The following is a 20,275-nucleotide window of genomic DNA, read 5'->3' on the forward strand; positions in this document are numbered from 1 at the left end:
CAACCACGTATTGCATACGCCAAGCCTATGGAAACCCCATGATCAACTTTCGCCTGATTCGTCACCTCTGGCTGTTCCTGGCCGTTGCCGAGGAGCAGAATTTCGGCCGCGCTGCCAAACGCCTCGGCATGTCACAGCCGCCATTGAGCGAGCAGATCCAGGTGCTGGAGCAGGCCCTCAAGGTCACGCTGTTCGAGCGCTCGCGGCGTGGGGCCAAGTTGACGCCGGTGGGTGCGGCGATTCTGCCGGCGGTGCGCAAGTTCGCCGAGCAGTTGGAGCGCCTGGAGCTGGCGGTGGAGGAGGCGGTGGCGGGGCAGTCGGGCATGCTCACCATCGGTGCGATTTCCACGGCTATGTTTGATGTGTTGCCGGGCTTGATCGACCAACTCAAGCAGCAGTACCCGCACCTGAGCGTGTCGGTGCGCGAGATCGACAGCGTGGAGGCGCTGCCGGCACTGGAGGCAGGGGACATCGACCTGGCCTTCGCCCGGCTGGACGGCGACCTGGGCCCGGCGATCCAGTCGCTGCCGCTGCGCGAGGACCGCCTGATGGTCGCGCTGCCCAGCGACCACCCATTGGCATCGCGCACGCGCATCAGCCTGTCGAGCCTGGCCGGTGAGCCGTTGGTGATGTTTTCGCGCAAGGTCAGCCCGGTGTACTTCGACAACCTGATCGCCACCTGCCGCGCCTGCGGGTTTTCGCCGCGTGTGTTGCACGAGGTGCGTTCGGTGGCCTCGCAAATTGCCTTTGTCAGCTGCGGCCAGGGCATTGCGCTGGTGCCTGCGTCGTTGAAGAAACTCGCGCCGGATAACGTGGTGCTGCGCTCACTGACGCAGAAACTCAAGGTGGTGACCACGGCGGTGGCCTGGAACAGCGCGCGGCCCAACCCGTTGGTGAGCGAGTTGGTCGCGCAGTTTCAGGCTCATACGAGTGGCGTATGAAAGTCTTCCGTTTTACGTTATTTACACAACGCGGCTGACCCTCGATATTGGCGCCCTTTGTAGCCAAGAAACCCCGGTATGTCGTTCGTTCATTCTGTTATTCCACTGACGGTAGACGCCACCTCATTGAAAATCGCCGCGATCCAACGCGGCGGTGAACGCGCACCCATTGTGTTCCTGCACGGGTTTGGTTCGACCAAGGAAGACTACGCCGATATCGCCCTGCACCCGGCCTTCGACGGGCACCCCTTTATCGCCTACGACGCCCCCGGCTGCGGTGAAAGCCAGTGCGCCGACCTGACGAAAATCAATATTCCGTTCCTGCTGCAAACCGCGTTACAGGTGCTGGAACAGGTTGAGGTCGAGCGCTTCCATCTGGTCGGGCACTCCATGGGCGGCCTGACGGCGTTGATGCTGGCGCACAGTTTCCCGGACCGGGTGCTGAGCTTCACCGATATCGAAGGCAATATCGCCCCCGAAGACTGCTTTCTCAGCCGGCAGATCGTTGACTACCCGGCGGACGATCCCGAGGCGTTTTTCAGCGCCTTTATCGAACGCGCCCGCCAGACGCCGGCGTATGCCAGCGCGTTGTATTCAGCGAGCCTGCGGCACAAAGTGCGGGCCGGCGCGGTGCGCGGGATTTTCCGGTCGATGGTCGAGCTGTCGGATAACGCCGACCTGATGAGCAAGTTCCTCGGGCTGCCATGCCGGAAAATGTTCATGTACGGCGAGCAGAACGCCACGCTGTCCTACCTGCCGCACCTCCGGGCGCACGGTGTGCGCCTGGCGCCGATTGCCCAGTGCGGGCATTTCCCCATGTATTCCAACCCGAGTGCGATGTGGCAACAGATCGCTGACTTCCTCAGGACTTGAACCGCCCCACCAACCCGTTCAGTTCGTCCGACAGGTTCGACAACCTTCCCGAGTCGTCCTGGGCCGAGTGGGCCAGGCTTTCCACCAGTCGCGCCTCGTCGTAGATCTGCTGGATATGCCGGTTGATCTCTTCCGCCACGCTGTGCTGTTCCTCGGCGGCGGCGGAGATCTGCAGGTTCTGGTCGCGAATCTCGTTGACCGACAGCTGGATGCCTTCAAAGCTGTCCCGCGCACTTTCGATGGACGACACACTGGCCCGTGACAGGTCCAGGCAACTGCTCATTTTCTGGGTGACTTCCTCGGTCTTGCTCCCCAAAGTGCCGAGCAGTTGCTCGATTTCACCAGTGGAGTCGGACGTGCGCTTGGCCAATGCGCGGACTTCGTCGGCCACCACCGCAAAACCACGGCCCTGGTCGCCGGCGCGGGCGGCCTCGATGGCGGCGTTGAGCGCCAGCAGGTTGGTCTGTTCGGCAATGGCGCGGATGGTGCCGATGATCTGGTTGATGCTGCGGCTGCCGGCCTCCAGCTCGACCATGGCCTGGGACGACTCGGTCAGGCGGCGGCCCAGGCGATTGACGTTATCGGTGGTCACTTCGATCTGCTGCTTGCCCTCGGCCACGCGGCGATGGCCGTTCTCGGCGGACTCCGCCGCGCCGCTGCAGGAGCGCGCCACTTCGTTGGCGGTGGCGACCATCTCATTGAACGCGGTGGACACCAATTCCACCGCCTCGCGCTGACGCCCGGCGGCCTCGTTCATGTTGTGCGCCACTTCGCTGTTGACCTTCGAGGCATTCTGCAAATTGGCCGAGGCCGCGCCGATATGCTGGATCAGTTGGCGGATCGCCGCGAGAAACTTGTTGAACCAGCCGGCCAGTTCGGCGGTTTCGTCCTTGCCCTGTACCTGCAGCTCATGGCGCAGGTCACCTTCACCCTGGGCAATCGACTGCAAGCCGGTGCTGACCTGGCCGATGGGCTTGACGATGACCTTGGAAAACGCCGCCGCGATCAGCCCGAAGATCAACACCAGCACACCGACGATAACGGCGGTGAGGTAGGTCATGCGGGTGGCCTCGGCCATCACTTCGCGGTGCTCGATCAGCCCGACGTATCGCCAGCCCAACCCTGGGGAGGTCCAGATATTGGCCATATAGCGCACGCCGTTGATTTCTACTTCGGTGGAGCCTTGGGTCGTTTCGGCCAGGTGCGCATAGGGCGCGCCCAGGTCCTTGAGCGGCTTGAAGTTGTGGGCGGCGTCGCGTGGGTCGACCAGCACCACGCCGTCTTCGATCAGCATCACGTAGCCGCTTTCGCCGAGTTTGATGCTCTTGACCAGCTCGGTGAGGTTCTTCAGCGAAACGCTGACCACGAACACGCCCTTGGCCTTGCCGCTGTTGTCCAGCAGCGCCCGTGCGGTGCCCACCAGGGCCACGTCGTCTTTGTCGTAATAGTAAGCCGGGGTACGCACGGTTTTGCCGGGGCTGGCCATCGCCGCCTTGTACCAGGGGCGGGTGCGCGGATCGTACTTGGCCAGTTGCGGGTCATCGGGCCATTTGGCGTAGGTGCCGTCTTCCAGGCCGATGGACAGGATCGCTGCCGCCGGATGGGTGGCGCCAAACCGGGAAAAACGCTCGATCAGCGCTTGCGCCTCGGCCGGCATTGGCTGATTGGCGGCGTCGGCAGGCTGATAGTTCTTCAGCGTGTTCACCGACGTGTATACAGGATCAGTGGCCATCTGATCGACGTTTTGCAGCGTGCCGTCGAAGAACTGACGGATATTGCCATCGATCTGGCGAATTTCCCGGGTGCTGCCATCGATAAACTGATCAACCGCCTGGGTTCGCGTATTCATCACCGAGATCACGGCCACCAGGCTTACCGGGATAAACGCGACCGAGACAAACGCGAGTACAAGCTTATTTTTTATTTTCATCGAGACGACCATCAGCGTGGAGGGCGGCCAAATCGTCGCGTTTCAGAAAAAGACGCGGCGATTTGCTATCACCGCTGTTTCGGCCCGAGGCAGGTAAACCTTTAGGGTTTTTTGTACACAATACAATCCTTGATTGTTCTGTATCCAATCAATACACATCACGCAGATAACGCTTCTGCTCACTCAACTGACGCCAGTAATCCACGGCCCCCTCCATGTCCAGCCCGCCATGGGTGTGCGCCACCTGGCGCAAGGCCAGGTCGACGTCTTTGGCCATCTGGCTGGCATCGCCGCAGATGTACAGCTTGGCGCCGTCCTGCAGCCAGCGCCACAGCTCGGCGCCGTGTTCGCGGATGCGGTCCTGCACGTAGATTTTCTGGGCCTGGTCGCGAGAAAACGCCAGGCTCAGGTGGGTGAGCAAGCCATCGTGCTGCATGCCTTGCAGTTCGTCCTGGTAATAGAAGTCGCTGGCGGCGTGCTGCTCGCCAAAAAACAGCCAGTTGCGGCCTTGATGCCCCTGGGCCCGGCGCTCCTGCAAAAATGCACGGAACGGCGCCACCCCCGTGCCGGGGCCGATCATGATCATCGGCACGTTGCCGTCGGTGGGTGTACGAAAATGCTTGGACGGTTGTACGAACACCGGCACTTCGCCGTCGCCGACACGGTCGGCCAGGAAGGTCGAGGACACCCCCTTGCGCTTGCCATAGCGCACGGCGGCCACGGTGAGGTGCACTTCCTGCGGATGAGCCTTGGCGCTGGAGGCAATCGAATACAGGCGTGGTTGCAGGCGCTTGAGGGTGCCAAGCAATTCATCCGCCGAGCAGTCGATGGGGTATTCCTGCAGCACATCCACCAGTTGGCGGCCCCATAGCCAGGCTTTCAGTTCGGCCTTGTGCTCGGGCCTGAGCAATTGCTCAAGGCCCGAATTGGCGCTGCGCTCGGCGATAAATGCGAGGGTCTCGCTGCTGGGCCGGGCGATTTCGAAGTGCTGGGTCAGTGCCTGTTGCAGCGGTACATCACCAAAGGTGTCGATGTTCACGCTGGTACCGGCGCCCAGGTGGGTCAGGTCCAGCAGTTCGCTCACCAGCTCGGGGCAGTTGCGCGGTCGTACGCCGAGGGCATCGCCGGCTTCATAGGTCAGGCCGGAGTCGGCCAGGTCGAGGGCAAACTGGCGGGTCTCCTTGTGGGCACTGTGCGGGTTCAGGTGCCGGTTGAGCAGCAGCCGTGAGCCATGCAGCTTGGTTTTGCCGGCGGGGGTCGCGAGGGTGACGGGCTTTGCCGGGTTGAGGGTTTGCTGGAACCGGGTCAGCCAGGCATCGGCGCGTTCTTCGAATTCGGTGTCGCAGTCGACGCGTTCCAGCAAGCGCGTGGCGCCCAGTTCCAGCAGGCGCTGGTCGAGTTGCTTGCCGTGGTGGCAGAACTGGTCGTAATTTGGATCGCCCAGGGCCAATACCGCAAAACGCAGGGATTCCAGGCGAGTGTCGGCGCTCTTGAGGCTGTGCCAGAAGCCCTCGCCATTGTCCGGTGGGTCGCCGTCGCCGAAGGTGCTGCTGATCAGCGCCAGGTTTTGCGTGCTCGCCAATTTGCTCGGCGGGAAGTCGGCCATGGCGCTCAGCTCCACGCTGATACCGGCGTCGCGCAGGCGCTGGGCGAACCGCCCGGCGAGGGCTTCGGCATTGCCGGTTTGCGAGGCCCATAACAGGGTGACGGCCGAGGAGGGCAGCGCGGCCACTTCAGCCGCCTCTGCACGGCTGAACAAGCCCGCGAGCAAACCGTCCAGCCACAACCGCGATTCCCTGGCCAGCGGCGCACTGGTCGGCATCACCGGTACACCGGCCACCTGGCGCCCGGCATTCGATTGCAGACCGCTGAGGAAGCCCGCGAGGTAAGTGCGCTCGCTGTCGCTCAGTTGCGGCGTCGGCACGTTACGGAGGCCGGTGATTTCGGCGAAGGCGTCGAGGTGCGACATGGCGGGGTCCTCTGTGGAAGGCGAAAGGAATGCATGGTCGATCAACTCGACCCGCGCCAGCGCAACGGCGCAGAACTTGAACTCCGGCTGCAGCGAGATCGGGTCGACCGCGTCGTTGGTCACGGCATTGATCGCGAGGTTTTCGCCAAACACATCGTTCCAGTGAAACGGCGCAAAACAGTTGCCGGGGCGCACACGGTCGGTGACCACCGCCGGCAGCACGGCGCGCCCGCGCAGGGAACGCACTTCGACGTGGTCTTTGTCCTTGATACCCAGGTGGGCGGCGTCTTCGGGGTGCAGTTCAACGAACGGGCCGGGGTTGAGTTTATTCAGCGTGGCGACTTTGCCGGTCTTGGTCAGGGTGTGCCATTGGTGCTGCAGGCGGCCGGTGTTGAGCACGAAGGGGAAGGCTTGGTCGGGCATCTCCGCCGGCGGCATATGCGGGCGGGCGAGGAACTGGCCCTTGCCGTTTTCGGTGGCGAACTTGAGGGTGTTGCCGTGCCGGTAGCGGATCGGGTTGCGGTCCGCGCCGTCATCGGCTGCACAGGGCCACTGCAAGGGTTTTTCACGCAAACGCTGGTGGCTGGCGCCGCGAATGTCATAGCCGGTCTTGGGGTTCCAGGCGCGTTTGATTTCGTCGAATACCTCGGCGGCGGATGCATAGGTGAACGCCTCGGCAAACCCCATTTCGCAGGCGACCCTGGCGATAATCTGCCAATCGGGCAAGGTCTCGCCGGGGGCGTCGACGGCTTTTTGCATCAAGGTCAGGTTGCGCTCGGAGTTGATCATCACTCCTTCGGCCTCGGCCCACAGCGCGCCGGGCAAGAGGATATCGGCGTAGCGGTTGGTCTCGGTGTCGAGGAAGGCGTCCTGGGTGATCACCAGTTCGGCGGCCTGCAAGCCTTCGATGACTTTGCGCCGATTGGGCGCGCTGGCCACCGGGTTGGTGCAGATGATCCAGCAGGCTTTGATTTGCCCCGCGGCCATCTGCTCGAACATCGCCACGGTGCCGCCGCCGACCTTGCGCGGCAAGCTGCCGGACGGCAGTTGCCACAGGTCTTCGATAAAGGCGCGGTCGGCCTCGACCAGCACCGAGCGCTGCCCCGGCAGGCCCGGGCCCATGTAGCCCATTTCGCGACCGCCCATGGCGTTGGGTTGGCCGGTCAGGGAAAACGGCCCGCTGCCGGGGCGGCAGATGGCGCCGGTGGCCAGGTGCAGGTTGCACAGCGCGTTGGTGTTCCAGGTGCCATGGGTGCTCTGGTTAAGGCCCATGGTCCAGCAACTCATCCACTCGGCGGCCTGGCCGATCCAGTCGGCGGCTTGGCGGATATCCGCTTCGGGCAGGCCGGTGATTTCAGCCACGGTGTGTGGCGGGTAGTCCTCCAGGAACCCGGGCATGGCGTCCCAGCCTTCGGTAAACGCGGCGATAAAACCCGGGTCGGTGTGGCCGTTTTTCACCAGCAGGTGCAACAGGCCATTGAGCAGGGCAAGGTCGGTGCCAGGCTTGATCGGCAGGAACAGGTTGGCCTTGTCCGCCGTGGCGCTGCGCCGGGGGTCGACCACGATCAGCTTCGCCCCGGCCTTGACCCGGTCCATCATGCGCAGGAACAGGATCGGGTGACAGTCGGCCATGTTGGCGCCGATCACGAAGAACAGGTCGGCGCGGTCGAAGTCCTCATAGGAGCCGGGCGGCCCGTCGGAGCCCAGGGACAGTTTGTAGCCGCTGCCGGCGCTGGCCATGCACAGGCGGGAGTTGGATTCGATGTTGTTGGTGCGCACAAAACCCTTGGCCAGTTTATTGATCAGGTACTGGGCTTCCAGCGACATCTGCCCGGACACGTAGAAGGCCAGCGCATCGGGCCCGTGGGTATCGAGCAGGTGACGCAAGCGGTTGGCCGTCTCGCTGATGGCCTTGTCCATGGCGATGCGCACCGGGTCGGCTTCGCGCTTTTCGCGCAGGTAGGCGTTTTCCATGCGGCCGGACTCGGCGATGGCTTGCCCGCAGGTGGTGCCTTTGGTGCACAGGCGGCCGAAGTTGGTGGGGTGGGCCTTGTCGCCGATCACCTTGACCACCTTGTTGTGCTCGACCTGCATGACGATGCCGCAGCCCACACCACAATAGGGGCACACGCTGCGCACGTTTTGAATTGCCATCCGTAACCCTCGAAACTTATTTGCCGCCAACAAAAAAAGCGCCCTGCAGCCCTCCGTTGGAAACGGGGGCTGCACGGCGCCTTTGTCGTGAGTGGGCAATCAGCGTTGACTGCTTGGTAGGTGTCTCCCTAGCAAGTCACGCGCCAGGTTTGACGCCGGCCTGTTCTAACGGGAGCACGCGCCCTCGCCACCGAAGCGGGCGTGCACGCTTATGAAGCGCAGCGCACCAGTTGGAGGCGTGTCGGGTCGCGACGGATACCGCTTGGAGCCATTGAAATGGGCATATCCGCCGGTTGGCACGGCGCCTGCAAGTCCACCTGCAACCCACTCGGTCAACGACGATCGACTACAAGGGCAATAGCGGTAGATCCGGCGCAGTCGCCGGATCCGATCCCGCAATAAGAACAGGCAAAGACGCCTGGAACCGCAAGGTTTCAGGCGTTTTTTTTTGCTTTTTTAAACCGTGATGAGCGTTGTCGGGTGCTTGATATGAATAAACAGCTGAAAAACCTGATCGTCGTTGGCAATGGCATGGTCGGTCACCATTGTGTCGAGCAACTGATCGAGCGCGGTGCGCTGCAGCATTACCAGTTGCATGTGTTCAGCGAAGAGCCGATGCGCGCTTATGACCGTGTGCATCTGTCCGAGTACTTCACCGGCCGCGATGCCGAATCGTTGGCATTGTCCGAGGCGGCGCTGTATCAGACGCCGGGTGTGACCTTGCACCTGGGCGTGCCGGTGCTGGAGATCGACCGTGCCCGGCGTGAGGTGATCACAGCCAATGGCTGCGTGGCGTATGACCATTTGGTGCTGGCCACCGGCTCTTATCCGTTCGTGCCGCCAATCGAAGGCGCCGAGGGCAATTCGCGGCTGGTGTACCGCACTCTCCAAGACCTCGATGCGATCCGCGCTGCGGCGGCCAACGCCCGGCGCGGGGTGGTGGTCGGCGGTGGACTGTTGGGCCTGGAGGCTGCCAACGCCCTGAAGAGCCTGGGCCTTGAGGCGCATGTGGTGGAGTTCGCGCCGCGCCTGATGCCGGTGCAGCTGGATGATTTTGGCGGCCTGGCACTCAAGGCCCAGATCGAACGGTTGGGCGTCGGTGTGCACTTGTCCCGCGCCACTGCCTCGATCAGTGCGGGCGAGCAGTACCGCTACCGCATGAACTTTGCCAATGACGAATTTCTGGAAACCGACCTGATTGTGTTCTCCGCCGGGATCCGCGCCCAGGATGCCCTGGCCCGCCAGGCTGGCCTTGAGATCGGCCCACGCGGTGGGGTGGTGATCAATGACGAGTGCCTGAGCTGCGACCCGCATATCTACGCGATCGGCGAGTGCGCGTCCTGGAACGGCAGCCTGTTCGGCCTGGTTGCGCCGGGCTATCAGATGGCGCGTGGCGTGGCCGCCCTGTTGTGCGAGCAGGCCGCCGAGCCCTTTATCGGGGCCGATATGTCGACCAAGCTCAAATTGCTGGGCGTGGACGTGGGCTCCATCGGCGACGCCCACGCCCACACGCCGGGTGCGCGCAGCTACCAATTTATCGACGAGGCCAGCGCCAGCTACCGGCGCCTGGTGGTGGATGCGAGTGGCAAGCATGTGATCGGCGCGGTGCTGGTCGGCGACAACAGCTACTACGACACCCTGCTGCAATACATGCAGAACAGCATCGCGCTGCCGTCGGAACCGGCCAGCCTGATCCTGCCGTCCTCGTCTGGCGCGCCGACCCTCGGCCCGGGCGCCTTGCCGGAGTCGGCCACGGTTTGCTCGTGCCATAACGTGACCAAAGGCGCGATCTGCGCGGCCATCGACGGCGGTTGCAGCGACCTCGGCTTGCTCAAATCCCAGACCAAGGCGTGCACCGGCTGCGGTGGCTGCGCCGGGTTGCTCAAGCAGGTATTCGAGCACGAGCTGATTGCCCGTGGCGTCAGCGTCGACAAGAGCCTGTGCGAACATTTCGCCTACACCCGTCAGGAGCTGTATGCCCTGGTGCGCGTAGAAGGAGTGACCACGTTCGAGGAACTGCTGGCCAGGCACGGCCGTGGCCACACCGGTTGCGATGTGTGCAAACCGGCGGTGGGCTCGATCCTGGCCTCGTGCTGGAACCAGCCGATCATGGACGCCTCCCTGGTGCCGCTGCAGGACACCAACGACACCTTCATGGCCAATATGCAGAAGAACGGCACCTACTCGGTGGTGCCTCGGATTCCGGGCGGTGAGATCACCGCCGACAAGCTGATCGTGATTGGCGAAGTGGCGAAGAAATACGACCTCTACACCAAAATCACCGGCGGCCAGCGCATCGACCTGTTTGGCGCGCAGTTGCATGAGCTGCCGGACATCTGGGCCGAGCTGATCGCCGCGGGCTTTGAAACCGGGCATGCCTATGGCAAGTCCACGCGTACCGTGAAGTCTTGCGTGGGCAGTACCTGGTGCCGCTACGGGGTGCAGGACAGCGTGAAAATGGCGCTGCTGATCGAGGACCGCTACAAGGGTCTGCGCTCGCCGCACAAGCTCAAGTTTGCGGTGTCCGGCTGCACCCGCGAGTGCGCCGAGGCCCAGAGCAAAGACGTGGGCGTGATCGCCACCGAGAAGGGCTGGAACCTGTATATCGCCGGCAATGGCGGCATGCGCCCGCGCCATGCGGAACTGTTCGCCACCGACCTGGATGACGCCACGCTGATCCAGTACATCGACCGCTTCCTGATGTTCTACATCCGCACCGCCGACAAGCTGCAGCGCACCTCGGTGTGGCGCGAAAGCCTGGAAGGCGGCCTGGATTTTCTCAAGGACGTGATCCTGCACGACAGCCTGGGCCTGGGCGCGGAACTCGAAGCGCAGATGCAGCTGGTGGTGGACCGCTATGAATGCGAGTGGGCCAATGCCCTCAAGGACCCGGAAAAACTCAAGCGTTTCCGCACCTTCGTCAACGACAAACGCCCCGACCCGGACATCCACTTTGTCCAGGAACGCGGCCAGCGTCGGCCGATCATGGCTGCTGAACTCAACCTGATTCCCGTCATCGAGGAGATTGCCTGATGAACCAGCCCAACCCGCAGCAAAACCTCGCCACCTGGAAAAGCGTGTGCAATGAGCAAGACCTGGTGCGCGACTCCGGCGTGGTGGTGTGGCTGGACGGCGCGCAGGTGGCGCTGTTCTACCTGCCGGGCGCGCAGGACCAGACCCTCTACGCCATCGACAACCATGACCCGCAATCCGGTGCCAACGTGATCGGTCGCGGCCTGGTCGGCAGCATCAAGGGCGAGCTGGTGGTGGCCGCGCCGATCTACAAGCAGCATTACCGTCTGCAAGACGGCCAATGCCTGGAGGCGCCGCACCAACTGCGGGTGTGGCCGGTGCGGCTCAATGGCGGGGTAGTGGAGTTGGGCGTGGACTGATACGCCTGGGCCAAAATGTGGGAGCGGGCAAGCCCGCTCCCCCCTTTGAGCTGCGTTACTGTTCCTTGCTGCAATCACGCGGCGTGATGCCTTTTTCCTTGGCGTACTGCGCCGCAGAGGCTTCGATGATCGGCCGCAACAAGGCGCGGTCGGCCTGCACCCAATCACTGATCAGGTTCCAGCGCTGGCCATCCCATTGCTGGAAGCGTACGGCACCGCCGCCTTCATGGTCGGCGCAGGACAGTTTCAGCGGTTGTACCAGGCCCTTGGCGCCCAGCGCTTGTAGCCGCGCATCGTCCAGGTTCAGGTGCTCGAACCCCCAGCGTACTTGCTCGCCGGTGAGCGGTTTTTGGCCGTATTTTTCCTGGGCCAGGCGCAGTGCCTCGACATTCAGAATGCCGTTGACCACGCCCAGGTTGTAATACACGGTGCCAAAACGCTTGGGGTCGGCCAGGTTGCCCTTGCCCGCATCCACCACACTTTGCTTGATGCCTTGCAGCACCGGGAAGTCAGTGCCCGAAGGGTGGGTGGTGATCGAGATAAAGCCCTTGGCGGCAGCACCGGCCGGCACCACGTCTTCTTCCGAGTTGCTCCAGATATTGCCGATGATGTGATCCGCCGGGTAACCGACTTTTTGCGCGGATTTGAGCGCCACCGGGTTCATCACGCCCCAGCCGCGCAGGATCACCCAATCCGGTTTGAGGCGGCGAATATTCAGCCATTGCGATTGTTGCTCGTTGCCGGGGTGCGGTACTTCAAGCAGGGTCAGTTCGAAACCGGCGTTTTTCGCCAGGGTTTCCAGGACGCCATTGGTTTCTTTGCCGTACGGCGAGCCGTGGTAGAGCACCGCGATTTTTTTGCCCTTGAGCTTGTCGGCACCGCCTTCGCGTTGGCCGATGTAATTGATGATCGCCGAAACTTCCGAATACGGGTTGAGCTGCAGCGGGAACACGTAGGGGAACACGCTGCCGTCGGTGGAGTCGGTGCGACCGTGGTTGATGGTGATCAGCGGTAATTTGTCGGCCGTCGAGCGTTCCAGTGTGGCGTAGGCGATGCCCACCGACAGCGGGTTGGTGGCCGCTGCCGGGGCACCATTGAGCCCGCCCTTGAGGCGTTCATAGCACTCGACGCCTTTTTCCACCACATACTCGGTTTCGCATTCGCTCCAGGTCAACTTGACGCCGTTCACCCCGCCTTTTGCGTTGATGTATTGCAGGTAGTCGATAAACCCGCCGAAGAAGCCCGTGCCGCCGGCGGCGTATGGGCCGACCCGGTAGCTCTGCAAGGGGAAGTATTGTTCGTTGGCAGCCTGGGCACCGGCCGAGAGCCCGGCGGTGATCAAAGCCAGGCCCAATGCCAGGCGGCGCAGCGCTGTACGGTGTGTCATGGAGGCGGTTCCTCGGGAGAAGCTGGGGGTTGGGGGTTGGGTAAGAACGCAGCGAATTCAGTAACGTAACGGCCAGGCCCTGGCCCGCTGGCGAAAGCGCTGCCACAGCCGCGCCAGGCCTTCCGGTTCCTTGATCAGGAAGGCGATGATCAGGGCGCCGAACAGCATCTTCTGGATGTTTTCCAGTTGCCCGGCGTCCATCAGCCCGGCGGGCAGCAGGGCGAACAGATTGCCCAGCAGGATCGGGAACAGCACGATGAACGCGGCCCCCAGGAAGTTGCCAAGCACACTGCCCAGGCCGCCGATAATGATGATGAACAGCACCTGGAACGAACGGCTCAGGTCAAAGCCGTGGGGCTCTACCGTGCCGAGGTAGGCGAACGCCCACAACGAACCGGCGACGCCCAGGTAGAACCCGCTGATCGCAAACGCCAGCAGCTTGGTTTTCAACAGGCGAATACCGATCACGGCGGCGGCGGTGTCCATGTCGCGCACGGCCATCCAGTTGCGGCCCAGTTCACTTCGCACCAGGTTTTTACCCAGCCAGAACAGCGCCGCCACCACGGCCAGGGTCAGCACATAGCGGCCTCGCGGTGAGCTGAAATCCAGCCCTGCAATCAGTAAAGGCGGCGAGGTGATGACCCCCGAGGCGTTATCGTTGGTGAACCAACTGAAGCGGGTGAGCACCCACTCCACCACGAACTGCGCGGCCAGGGTCGCCACGAGTAAGTAGAACCCCTTGATGCGCAGGCTCGGCAAGCCGAAGAGCACCGCCACCAGCGCGGCGATCACGCCACCCAGGGCGAAACTCACCAGCAGCGGCAAACCGGGCACGCGCAATTGCAGGTTGTAGGCGGCGAACGCGCCCACCGCCATAAACGCCGCCGAGCCGAGGGAGAGTTGCCCGGCATAGCCGGTCAGCAGGTTAAGCCCCAGCCCCGCCAGCGACAGCACCAACAGCGGCACCAGAATCGCGCTGAACCAATAGTCATTGCCCAGCCAGGGCACTACTGCAAAGGCGAAACCCAGCAGCAGCCACAGTGCGACGCGGTCCTGGCGCAAGCGAAAGGTGCGGCGCTCGGCCGCGTAAGAGGTGCTGATTTGACCGACTTCCTGATACAGCATGCAGGCATTTCCTCAAGGGCTATCAGACGCGTTCGATGGCGCGCTCGCCGAACAAACCGGCAGGGCGTACAAGCAGGAACAGCAAGGCAAGCACGTACGGCACCCAGTTTTCGATGCCGCTGCCGATGATCGGGCCAAGGTAGATCTCGGCGATTTTCTCGGCCGCGCCAATGATCAAACCGCCGACAATTGCGCCGCCAATCGAGGAGAAACCGCCGATGATCAGCACCGGCAACGCCTTGAGCACCACCAGCGACAACGAGAACTGCACCCCCAGGCGTGCGCCCCAGAGCAACCCGGCCACCAGCCCGACAAACCCTGCCACCGCCCACACCAGTGCCCAGATGCGCGGCAGGCGAATGCCCACCGCCATGGACGCCAACGGGTCATCGGCCACTGCCCGCAGCGACAGGCCGACCCGTGTCTTGTTGAACAGCAGCGACAGGGCGATCACCAGGACGGCGGCGGTGCCGGCGGCAAACAGATCGAATTGCGACAACAGCATGCCGCGGATTTCCAGCGGCTCATCGGCGATGCCCAGGTCCAGCCCATGCACCTGCGCGCCCCAGAGAAACTGGGCGAAGCCTTCGATCATGTAAGACAGACCGAGGGTCGCCATAAACAAGATGATCGGCGGGCGATTGACCAGGGGCCGCAGCACCACCTTTTCGATCAGCAACGCCAGCACCACCATGCTTGCCAGGGTGATCAGGAACGCCAAGGCAAAGGGGAAGCCGCGCTCCAGCAGGCTCACAAAGGTGAGGGCGGCGAACAGCACCATGGCGCCCTGGGCAAAATTGAAGACGCCCGAGGCCTTGTAGATCAGCACAAAACCGATCGCCACCAGGGAATACATCACGCCCGCCAGCAGCCCGCCGATCAGCACTTCAAAGAAGAATTGCATGTTCAGGCCCCCAGGTAGGCTGCGATTACATCGGGGTTGGCGCGCACCTGTTCCGGGGTGCCGTCGCCAATCTTGCGGCCGTAGTCGAGCACGACTACGTGGTCGCACAAGCCCATGACCACGCCGATATCGTGTTCGATCAACACCACGGTCGTGCCGAACTCGCGGTTGATGTCGCGGATGAACTGGCTCATCTGCGCCTTCTCCTGCGCGTTCATGCCGGCCATGGGTTCATCCAGCAACAGCAAGGTAGGCTCGGCCGCCAGGGCGCGGGCCAACTCGACACGCTTTTGCAGGCCATAGGGCAGGGTGCCCACCAGCACGTGGCGCCAGGGATGAATCTGCAGGAAGGCAATCACCGTTTCCGCATACAGGCGGTGCGCGTCGTCTTCGCGAGGGGCGCGGCCCAGGCGCAGCATCTGCTCAACCCAACTGCTGCGGCGCTTGAGGTTGCGCCCGGTGAGCACGTTGTCGAGCACGCTCATGCCCTTGAACAGCGCGATGTTTTGAAAGGTGCGCGCAATCCCGCCTTCGGCCGCTTGATGGGCGCGCATCCGCCGGCGGGTTTTGCCGGCGTAGTGAATGCTGCCGCTCTGGGGGTGGTAGACCCCGTTGATCACATTGAGCAGCGAGCTTTTACCGGCGCCGTTGGGGCCGATCAGCCCGCAGATATCGCCGGCCTTGACGTCGAAGCTGATGGACGTGATGGCCTTGATGCCCTTGAACGACAGGGAGATGTCATCGAGCCGCAGTAATACCGATTCAGTGGGTGCGTGCATGGGGAGCTCGTCAGACAGTGTGAGACAGCTGGGGGGCGCTGGGTTCGTAGCGGCTGGCCGGTTCATGCCAGTGGCCGGGGTGAATGCCCAGGGCCGCAAAAAACGCCGCACTTGGCGCCGCCAGCGGTGGCCCGACCAGCAACGGCACACGCAGGCGGCTCATGCCCAGTACATCGCGCAGCGGGCGCCGCACCAGCCAGTACCCGAGCCAGCGGCCCAGCGGTGAAGGTGTTGGCTGCATGGCCCAGTGGTACAGGCGATGGCTGAAGGTGCCCGGCAGGGGCAGGCGCTCACGTGCCCATTGCTCAAGGCGTGCATAGGATTCATGGGTGCCCAGTACCAGCGTGGGCCCAAGCTCTCGACGGTCGGTATCGCGGGTGGCCAGGGCCTCGGGGAAGTTCAGGCAAAAGCCGCTATGCAGCCAGGGGGCGAGCAAGTAGCGCGCCTGCCCGCTGGCGGCGAACACACGCGCCGCAAGCGCCTCTTCGTTGCTGCTCAGGTGTTCCCTGGCCACCAGCGTGCGTGCGTCCGCCAACAATTGCGCATGGCTCAATTGCACGGCGGTGTTGGTGTGAAAGGCGAAGGCCGTCGCGGTTGACTCAGTGGCACAGGCCGGCGCAGCTGCAGTCGTATTCAAGTCGGCATACGCGAGCACGTCGCTGTCTTGATCCGTGAGTCCGCGCCCGTCCAGGCACAGCAAGACCCGCCGAGGGTGGCGGGTTTCACGGACTTGCCGTACCGCCTCCAAGTCTTCTGCCAGCACAAAGCCCGGGTTGAGGCTCGCCAGCAGCGTGCGGTTGTCGCGGTCCGGGTCGAGCAGCGTGACGCTGCCGCCCAGCCATTGCGCGGCCAGTGCGAGTAACAGGGCTTCGGGGCGCGCCTGGCTGATGATCAGTAGGTTGTCGCCGTGGCCGAGGCCCCGTGAGTGCAGGGCCGCTGCTAGGTGGTTGACGTCGACTGCCAGTGCGCTCCAGCTACGCTCGTGCCAGATGCCCAGGCGTTTGAAGCGCAAGGCAATCGCCGCGCCGCGTTGTTGGGCCTGGAGCAACAATGCCTGGGGCAGTGTCTGTGGCATGGGTGCATCCTTCGAGGGGGGATGCGAAGGTGTTTGCACGCGCCATGCCAGTGGGTTTAATCGTTTTAATTCAAATACATACGTGTTGTTTTGGGGAAATTGGCGTGTGTTGATTCAGCACAAGCTGTCCAAGCACTGTTGTTGCGCCAACAGTGCTTTCAGTAGATGTCTTGGGTGGCCCGAATCGAATCATCCTTGAGTTCGTCGGCAAACGCCCTGATGGGGGTATGTCGAGGCGATTGTGTCGTCGCAGCAGTTGGCGCTGTTGGAGGCTTACGGGTTGCAGGTCGGGATAAGCCCCGAGTCCTGATAGGTTTGCACCAGTTCGTCGTACAGGCTGATGTCGGCGCGCGTGCGGGCGATCAATTGCGCGCCGGCAATGGCGGTGTAGATGGCACGGGCGCGTCGTTCGCAGACCTCGGTACTGCCGGTGCCGATTTCATTCAGCCGCTGCGCCAGCCACGCCACATTGAGATCGGCAAACGCCAGTACTTCGTTCTTCACGGCGTCGGGCAGGTCTTGGTACTCGGCAGCCATAAAGCTGGACAGGCACAACCGGTTGCCGCTCTCGAGTGAGGTTCGAAAGATGCTCGGGTACAGCTGCAGGCAGCGCAGCGGCTCCGGGTTTTCGCGGCGTATGGCCTCAAGGACCCCGGCGGCATCCTCCCAATAACGTTTGGCGACGGCCGCACCGAGGTCCGCCTTGCTTGGGAAGTGGTAATAGATACTGGCGTTCTTGATCCCCACCGTCTCGCCGATGCTACGAAAATTGATGCCGCTGTAGCCGTAGTGCTGAGCTGCGACCTTGGCGGCTTCCAAGATGGCTTCACGGGCGTTTTCGCTCACGTTGTGATTCCTCGGCAGGTGGGGGGAGTGGAGCGCAGTCTACGCTCGTCAGGTTTACCTGCCAACTGACAGGTAGAGGTTGACGGGAGTGGAAAAAGCTTCCAGTCTTTACCTACCATTTGACAGGTAGGTTCTGAAATCATGACTGTTCAACCGTTCAAACAACCGACGATGAAAATCTTCGACTGGTACAACGGCCCTTATCCGGCACGCGTGCGGATTGCGCTGGCCGAAAAGGGCTTGCTGCCCAGCATCGAATTTGTGTCGGTGAATCTGTGGAAGGGCGAGCACAAACAGCCTGCGTTCCTGGCCCTCAACTACTCCGGTACGTTACCGGTGCTGCAATTGGCAGACGGCACCTTGATCGCCGAATGCACTGCGATCACCCAGTACCTGGATGCCCTGGACGCCAACCCGACCCTCACCGGCAAGACGCCGACCGAGCAGGGCCTTATCCATATGATGACCAAGCGTGCGGAGATTGAACTGATGGACGCGGTCAGCGTGTATTTCCACCATGCAACGCCGGGGCTGGGGCCGGAAGTCGAGCTTTATCAGAACGCCGAATGGGGCCTGCGCATGAAGGATAAGGCGGTCAGAGGCATGCACTACTTCGATAACGTTCTGAAGAGCCGACCCTTTGTGGCGGGGGATGAGTTCTCGATGGCCGATATCGCATTGCTTGGCGGCCTGATTTTCGCCGCGCTGGTGGAGCTGCCGGTACCTGCGGAGTGTGCGGCCCTGCACCGCTGGCATGCCAAGGTGAATGAGCGCGCTAGTGTGCAGGCGTGGCGTGAGAGGGTCGCGCAGCCGCGCTGATACCCATGGCTTGCAGCGCAGCGGCCAGCCCGGCGCAGGCGCTGGTAAGCGGCGTCGGGCCTGCCGTTACTTGCACTGCGGCAGCGCTCATTGAGGCCTGGCCCAGCGCAACCCGTGTTGCGCCTTCAACGTAGGCGGCATCGGCGGCCTTGGCGACCGTCGCCAGGTAAGCTTCGATGTTGCCCGCTTTGAACAGGTCCCATGCGCCCGCAACCAGCCGTACATCGACGGTGGCGCCCGATGGCAGCGCAGCCCTGTGGAACAGCTGCGAGGTAGGCTCAAGCGTGGTTTGCACCGCGCACAACACCACGATTTTGCCCCCGCCCTGAACCGCTGAGATGGCCAGGGCTGCATCCGTTCGTAGAATCGGGATGAGGGTGGCGATGCCGTCAACCACCGGGCCCAGGGTCGAACACGTGAGCACCACCACATCGGCGTGCAAAGCAAGGGCAACCAGCGCCGATGCGGTTGCCGCGGCGATATCGTCCGTCACATGGCCCGCGCTTTCGGCTGCGGCCAACAGGTCGGCGCGAACGTCGTGGTGCAGCACTTCGGGGCCGAGCCCCAATGCGTGCGCCGCCGCGTCAAACACGCCGATATTGCTGGCAGCGGTATGCAGGCAGGCAATTCGCATGGGGTGTCCTGTGCTGAAAATATGGGTCATGGCGCGTTAAGATGCCGCCCGCACTCAGCTTAATCAAGGACCGCTTATGGCACTGATCATGGAACGCGTGGAGCAGGCCCGCAACGGCGCCAACGGCAAGGTTATCTGCCGCATGGCCTCAGGCTGGGCGGTGATGGGGGATGTGCAGTTTCTGCCCGGGTACTGCCTGTTGTTGCCCGACCCGGTGGTGGCTAGCCTCAACGACCTGGACGCCGACGCCCGGGCCACCTACCTGCTGGATATGGCGCGCCTCGGCGATGCGGTGCTGCAGGCCACCGGCGCGCTGCGCATGAACTACGAGATCCTCGGCAATTCAGAGCCGGAGCTGCATTGTCATCTCTTCCCGCGCTACGCCTCGGAGCCAGATGACAAGCGCCGGATGCCCGCGTGGTTTTACGACTGGAAAAACGCGGTGCCTTATGCAGAATCCGTGCATGGCGATCTGCGTAAGGCGATTGCGCACTGGTTGGCAGCCTGACGCGCTCAGTCTGCTATTGCGTTCAGTTGCGCCAGCACCTCGTCCGTCAGTTGCAGTTCAGCAACGGCGAGGTTTTCATGCAAATGGGCGACCGATGAGGTGCCGGGAATCAACAGGATATTCGGTGAGCGGCGCAGCAACCAGGCCAGTGCCAGTTGCTTGGGCGTAACGCCCAGGCGCTCGGCAATGTTGGTCAATGAGGCTGACTGCAGCGGGGTAAAACCGCCCAGCGGGAAGAACGGTACGTAGGCAATCGCATCCTTGGCCAGTTCGTCGATCAAGGCGTTGTCGTGTTGATGCGCAATGTTGTACAGGTTCTGCACGCAAACGAATTTGATCAGGCTGCGCGCTTCGGCCACTTGTGTCGGGGTCACGTTGCTGATGCCGATATGCCGCACCAGGCCCTGATGTTGCAGTTCGGCCAGCGCCGTCAAGGGCGCTTCGATCGAGCCTTCGCCCGGCCCCATCAGGTTGTATGCGCAGCGAAAATTCACTACGTCCAGCACGTCCAACCCCAGGTTGCGCAGGTTGTCGTGCACGGCCTGGGTCAGTTCTTCCTTGGAGGCGGCGGCATGCCATCCGCCCTCACTGTCGCGACGGGCACCGATCTTGGTGACCAGGGTCAGAGCGTCCCGATACGGGTGCAGCGCCTCGCGGATAATCTGGTTGGTGACGTGCGGCCCGTAGAAGTCGCTGGTATCGATATGGTTCACACCGGCTGCGACAGCCTCGCGCAGCACCGCCAGTGCCGCTTCACGGTCCTTGGGTGGGCCGAACACGTGCGGGCCTGCCAGTTGCATCGCGCCGTAGCCGATGCGGTTGACCGTGCGGTCGCCGAGGGTGAAGGTACCGCCGTGTGCCAGGTTGCTCATGACCATCGCCTTTGCTTCAACTGAGTAAGCCTCTAATATGAAGGAACCTTCAGATTTTGGAATTCGC

Annotated in this window: 16 protein-coding genes; 6 read left to right on the top strand and 10 right to left on the bottom strand. The window is 62.9% G+C overall.

The features are described from left to right. Positions 1-38 precede the first annotated feature (38 nt). Together LRS56_10045 and LRS56_10050 are read left to right on the top strand one after the other, a co-directional pair. Entirely contained in the window at positions 39-941 is a 903-nt protein-coding gene (locus tag LRS56_10045; GenBank protein WDU64773.1) for a LysR family transcriptional regulator, read from the top strand. Positions 942-1,019: 78 nt separating this feature from the next. After that, complete coding sequence (locus LRS56_10050; GenBank protein ID WDU64774.1) at positions 1,020-1,814, top strand: alpha/beta hydrolase; 795 nt, start codon at positions 1,020-1,022, stop codon at positions 1,812-1,814. Here the strand turns inward: LRS56_10050 and LRS56_10055 are convergent. Together LRS56_10055 and LRS56_10060 are read right to left on the bottom strand one after the other, a co-directional pair. Further along, positions 1,804-3,744, bottom strand: a complete 1,941-nt coding sequence (locus LRS56_10055) for a methyl-accepting chemotaxis protein (GenBank protein ID WDU64775.1) — start codon at positions 3,742-3,744, stop codon at positions 1,804-1,806. The genes LRS56_10050 and LRS56_10055 overlap by 11 nt on opposite strands. 148 nt (positions 3,745-3,892) lie before the next feature. Next, positions 3,893-7,867: a bifunctional nitrate reductase/sulfite reductase flavoprotein subunit alpha gene (locus LRS56_10060; protein WDU64776.1), complete on the bottom strand. Its 3,975-nt coding sequence runs from the start codon at positions 7,865-7,867 to the stop codon at positions 3,893-3,895. 489 nt (positions 7,868-8,356) lie between these two features. Here LRS56_10060 and nirB point away from each other — a divergent pair, with 489 nt between their 5' ends. After that, positions 8,357-10,900 carry a nitrite reductase large subunit NirB gene (gene nirB / locus LRS56_10065; GenBank protein ID WDU64777.1) on the top strand — a complete coding sequence of 848 codons (2,544 nt, stop codon included), beginning with the start codon at positions 8,357-8,359 and terminating at the stop codon, positions 10,898-10,900. Next, positions 10,900-11,259 carry a nitrite reductase small subunit NirD gene (nirD, locus tag LRS56_10070; protein ID WDU64778.1) on the top strand — a complete coding sequence of 120 codons (360 nt, stop codon included), beginning with the start codon at positions 10,900-10,902 and terminating at the stop codon, positions 11,257-11,259. The genes nirB and nirD overlap by 1 nt, the downstream gene beginning before the upstream one ends. A gap of 55 nt (positions 11,260-11,314) precedes the next feature. Here nirD and LRS56_10075 read toward each other — a convergent pair whose 3' ends face one another. The 6 genes from LRS56_10075 to LRS56_10100 all read right to left on the bottom strand — a co-directional run bounded on the left by LRS56_10075 (position 11,315) and on the right by LRS56_10100 (position 17,375). Next, complete coding sequence (locus tag LRS56_10075; GenBank protein WDU64779.1) at positions 11,315-12,646, bottom strand: ABC transporter substrate-binding protein; 1,332 nt, start codon at positions 12,644-12,646, stop codon at positions 11,315-11,317. Positions 12,647-12,703: 57 nt separating this feature from the next. Further along, positions 12,704-13,771 carry a branched-chain amino acid ABC transporter permease gene (locus tag LRS56_10080; GenBank protein ID WDU64780.1) on the bottom strand — a complete coding sequence of 356 codons (1,068 nt, stop codon included), beginning with the start codon at positions 13,769-13,771 and terminating at the stop codon, positions 12,704-12,706. 22 nt (positions 13,772-13,793) lie between these two features. After that, entirely contained in the window at positions 13,794-14,675 is an 882-nt protein-coding gene (locus LRS56_10085) for a branched-chain amino acid ABC transporter permease (protein ID WDU64781.1), read from the bottom strand. Between the two features lie 2 nt (positions 14,676-14,677). Next, positions 14,678-15,454 carry an ABC transporter ATP-binding protein gene (locus LRS56_10090; protein WDU64782.1) on the bottom strand — a complete coding sequence of 259 codons (777 nt, stop codon included), beginning with the start codon at positions 15,452-15,454 and terminating at the stop codon, positions 14,678-14,680. Positions 15,455-15,464: 10 nt separating this feature from the next. After that, positions 15,465-16,529, bottom strand: coding sequence for an AMP-binding protein (locus tag LRS56_10095; GenBank protein ID WDU64783.1), 1,065 nt, complete (start codon positions 16,527-16,529; stop codon positions 15,465-15,467). A gap of 273 nt (positions 16,530-16,802) precedes the next feature. Further along, the gene (locus LRS56_10100) at positions 16,803-17,375 is read right to left on the bottom strand and encodes a TetR/AcrR family transcriptional regulator (GenBank protein ID WDU64784.1); all 573 of its coding nucleotides are present in this window, start codon (positions 17,373-17,375) and stop codon (positions 16,803-16,805) included. Between the two features lie 171 nt (positions 17,376-17,546). On the opposite strand from LRS56_10100, the gene LRS56_10105 reads away from it, so the two are divergent. Further along, entirely contained in the window at positions 17,547-18,194 is a 648-nt protein-coding gene (locus LRS56_10105) for a glutathione S-transferase (GenBank protein ID WDU65719.1), read from the top strand. On the opposite strand, the gene LRS56_10110 is transcribed toward LRS56_10105, so the two are convergent. Beyond that, positions 18,151-18,828, bottom strand: a complete 678-nt coding sequence (locus LRS56_10110; protein ID WDU64785.1) for an Asp/Glu racemase — start codon at positions 18,826-18,828, stop codon at positions 18,151-18,153. The two genes, LRS56_10105 and LRS56_10110, sit on opposite strands and share 44 nt — an antisense overlap. 76 nt (positions 18,829-18,904) lie before the next feature. On the opposite strand from LRS56_10110, the gene LRS56_10115 reads away from it, so the two are divergent. Further along, positions 18,905-19,336: a hypothetical protein gene (locus tag LRS56_10115; GenBank protein WDU64786.1), complete on the top strand. Its 432-nt coding sequence runs from the start codon at positions 18,905-18,907 to the stop codon at positions 19,334-19,336. A 5-nt stretch (positions 19,337-19,341) separates the two neighbouring features. Here the strand turns inward: LRS56_10115 and LRS56_10120 are convergent, their stop codons facing one another. Beyond that, positions 19,342-20,208, bottom strand: a complete 867-nt coding sequence (locus tag LRS56_10120) for an aldo/keto reductase family oxidoreductase (protein WDU64787.1) — start codon at positions 20,206-20,208, stop codon at positions 19,342-19,344. Positions 20,209-20,275 lie beyond the last annotated feature (67 nt).

Source organism: Pseudomonas poae (assembly GCA_028869255.1).
GTDB lineage: Bacteria > Pseudomonadota > Gammaproteobacteria > Pseudomonadales > Pseudomonadaceae > Aquipseudomonas > Aquipseudomonas poae_C.